Here is a 2814-nt window from a genome sequence, read left to right as displayed (position 1 = left end):
TTTTTGGTTTTCGTAGTTGTTTTTTAATGTGGGGGGATACCGCTTGTCGGGCGGGGGGGGGTGGGGCCCGCCCCCGCCCCGCCGGGCCGGGCGCCGCCGTTGCTCTTGCGGGTTCCTGAAAGGAACGGAAAGCGGGGTGCTTCCCTCGCCTTCTCTTGTCGTCGGGCGGGCCCGCCCGACGACATTGATCGGTCACCGGACCCGCCCGGCGGGTCGCCTCGCCGCGCGTAGGAAGTCGGCCCGGCCGACTTCCTACGCAGCGGTAGCGGCGCTGCGTGGTGGGGTGAAGCGCTGTTCGGCTGTCGACCATCACCGTCCCCGAGATCCCGCAGGCCGTGCGGGACTTGGCCGCCGTCGGCATCCGTTCGGTGGAGGTGTTCGCCAACAGTCCGCGCCGCGACGAGCGGGCCGCCGGTGCCGTCGCGTCGGACAGCCTGATGGTGCGGGCCATCCGCGCCGTCAAGACACCGAGCCCGGCATGGCCGTGATGACCCGGGGTACCACCCGGGCCGTGCGGCAGGCGCTGGACGTGGCGACCATGCCGCACCTGATCTTCGACTCCGCCCTCTACGAGGGCTACCGCACCACCATGCGGGCCGTCCCCGCCCCCGCCGCCCGCCGCCCGTTCCGGATCAGCCCTCGCAGTCCGGAGACCGCCGTCGACACCGGACTCGCCTTCCTCGACGAGGGGGCGGACATGCTGCTGCTGGAGCCGGGGATGCTGTCGGTGGACGTGCTCGCCAGCCTCAGGGTCAGGACGGCAGCCCCGCTGATGCCGTTCTCCGTCTCCGGCGAGTACACCCGCCTCGCCTCGCCCCGCCCGACCCGGCCACCGGACGGCGGGACTTCCACCCGCTCGCGGAGCTGTTCACCATGCTCAAACGGGCCGGAGCGGACCGGATCATCACCTACGCGGCCCTGGACCTGGCCCGCCTACACGCCTAAGCGGCTGCAGTGGGCCGGACCTCCGCCAGGATGCCCTCCGCGCCCTGGTCCAGCAGGAGGCCGGCTACGAGCACGCCCAGCTTCTCCGGCTCGCTCACCGGGCCGGAGAGCCGCGCCTCCACCTGCCGCCCGCCGTCCACGGAGGTGACCTGCCCGTGCAGGGTCAGCTCGCCGCAGTCGACCTTGCCGAACGCGCCGACCGGCACCGAGCATCCGCCGTGGAGCTCCGCCAGCATCGCCCGCTCGGCCCGCACCTCCGCGTCGGTCACCGGGTCACCGGAACCGGCCAGGACCTCGCGGGCCCACGCGTCGTCCTCCCGGATCTGGATGCCCAGCGCGCCCTGCCCGGGAGACGGCGGAAACAGCCCGACCGGCAGGATCTCGCTGATCTCCTCGCCGCGGCCGAGCCGCTTGATCCCGGCGGCCGCCAGGACGACAGCGTCCAGCTGCTGGGTCCTGAGCTTGCCGAGCCTGGTCGGGACGTTCCCCCGGATCTCCACCGGCACCAGGTCCGGACGGACGTGCAGCAGCTGGGCGATCCGGCGCGACGCCGACGTCCCGATCCTGCCCCCGTACGGAAGGTCCGCCAGCGTCGAGCCGCACAGGGCGTCGTGCACGTCCGCACGGGTGGGTGGGGGCAGGAGGATCAGGCCGGGCGGGTTCGCGGTGGGCAGGTCCTTGAGCGAGTGCACGATCACGTCGACCTCACCGGACACCAGCGCGTTCACCTGGTTCACCGAGAACGCCGAGCCGCCGCCGCGCTCCGAGACATCCCTCAGAGCCGACCTGCGGTCCTGATCACCGGCCTCCGTGATCACTCGCCGGCGGAACGCCACGCCGGGGAAGCGCTCCCGCAGCGGCGCCAGGAACTCCCTGACCTGAGCCCGCGCCAGGTGACTGGCCCGCGACCCCACCACCAGTGTGCTCATAAGCCAACTCCCAGCAGCTGAAGAGGTGTTGACCGCATGCTACTCGCATCGAACACACCCGGTTTCCGACGTTATGTCGGAAACCGGTCGAGAATCCACGGGGGACGCACACCCCCGAACCGTCGTCGGCCCAGTGCCGCGTCAAGCAACGTGACGCGCCGTCCGGATGGTGATCCGGGCGGCGCGTTGTGCGTCATGCCGAGTCTCGCGACCAGGGCCAACGCAGCCTGACTGTCGACGATTTCTCGAAGACCGGCTCTCCACGCCCCGGTACGGAGCATCGCTGAAATCGCGGTCGCGGACAGCCGTGGCTGACGGTCTCCTCCAGAGCGTGTGCTTCGCTCTGACAGGATGCGCCGGTGATCAACTACAGCACCGATCTCTCCGGTCTTGCGGAGCAGGACCTTTCCGGGTTCTTCGTAGGCTGGCCCGCACCGCCGACGGCCGCGCAGCACCTTGCCGTACTCAAGGGCAGTTACCGGGTCGTGGTTGCCCTGGATGCCGGGACGGGGCGCGTCGTGGGCTTCGTCAACATGATCAGCGACGGGGTCCTCACGGGCTTCATCCCGTGGCTGGAGGTCTTGCCCGAATACCAGGGGCAAGGCATCGGCGGGCAGTTGGTCCGGCGGGTCCTCGCCGAGGCGGAACACCTGTACTCCGTGGACCTGACCTGCGACGAGCCGCTGCGCGCGTATTACGAGAAGCTCGGAATGCTGCCGCTGAGAGGCATGGCCGTCCGACGGTGGCAGGTACTGGCCCCGGAGCGCCGAGCTCCGGCGGAGTCCTGAAAGCCACGGTTGACTTCGGCCCCGCCGACTTCCTACGCAGGTGTGGTGGTGCCGTTGCCTCGGTGGTGGCCGCCCCGGCGTGCACGGCTGACCACGCGCGTCGCCGTACTCCTGCGCGACCTCCCGGCGGGTTGCTCTGATGCGCCGCCCTG

Annotated in this window: 3 protein-coding genes and 1 pseudogene; 3 read left to right on the top strand and 1 reads right to left on the bottom strand. The window is 70.7% G+C overall.

From position 1 onward, the window contains the following. The first annotated feature begins 335 nt into the window (after window positions 1-335). Window positions 336-488 carry a hypothetical protein gene (locus ACWDCZ_RS40040; RefSeq protein ID WP_449818554.1) on the top strand — a complete coding sequence of 51 codons (153 nt, stop codon included), beginning with the start codon at window positions 336-338 and terminating at the stop codon, window positions 486-488. After that, window positions 479-748: pseudogene (locus ACWDCZ_RS40035) on the top strand (hypothetical protein); the annotation flags it as partial. The gene ACWDCZ_RS40040 and the pseudogene ACWDCZ_RS40035, both read left to right, overlap by 10 nt. A 193-nt stretch (window positions 749-941) precedes the next feature. On the opposite strand, the gene hemC reads toward ACWDCZ_RS40035, so the two are convergent. Further along, window positions 942-1874: a hydroxymethylbilane synthase gene (gene hemC, locus ACWDCZ_RS40030; protein ID WP_449818553.1), complete on the bottom strand. Its 933-nt coding sequence runs from the start codon at window positions 1872-1874 to the stop codon at window positions 942-944. Window positions 1875-2233: 359 nt separating this feature from the next. On the opposite strand from hemC, the gene ACWDCZ_RS40025 reads away from it, so the two are divergent. After that, complete coding sequence (locus ACWDCZ_RS40025; RefSeq protein WP_416873529.1) at window positions 2234-2662, top strand: GNAT family N-acetyltransferase; 429 nt, start codon at window positions 2234-2236, stop codon at window positions 2660-2662. Window positions 2663-2814 lie beyond the last annotated feature (152 nt).

The sequence above is a fragment of the Kitasatospora sp. NPDC001225 genome, assembly GCF_053597855.1.
The sequence above is the reverse complement of the archived record's forward strand: the minus strand, read 5'-3'. Positions and strand labels throughout refer to the sequence as shown.

Bases quoted from the DNA above. Each gene is read 5' to 3' on its own strand.
- hemC (WP_449818553.1), bottom strand. From the start codon at position 1,874: ATGAGCACACTGGTGGTGGGGTCGCGGGCCAGTCACCTGGCGCGGGCT.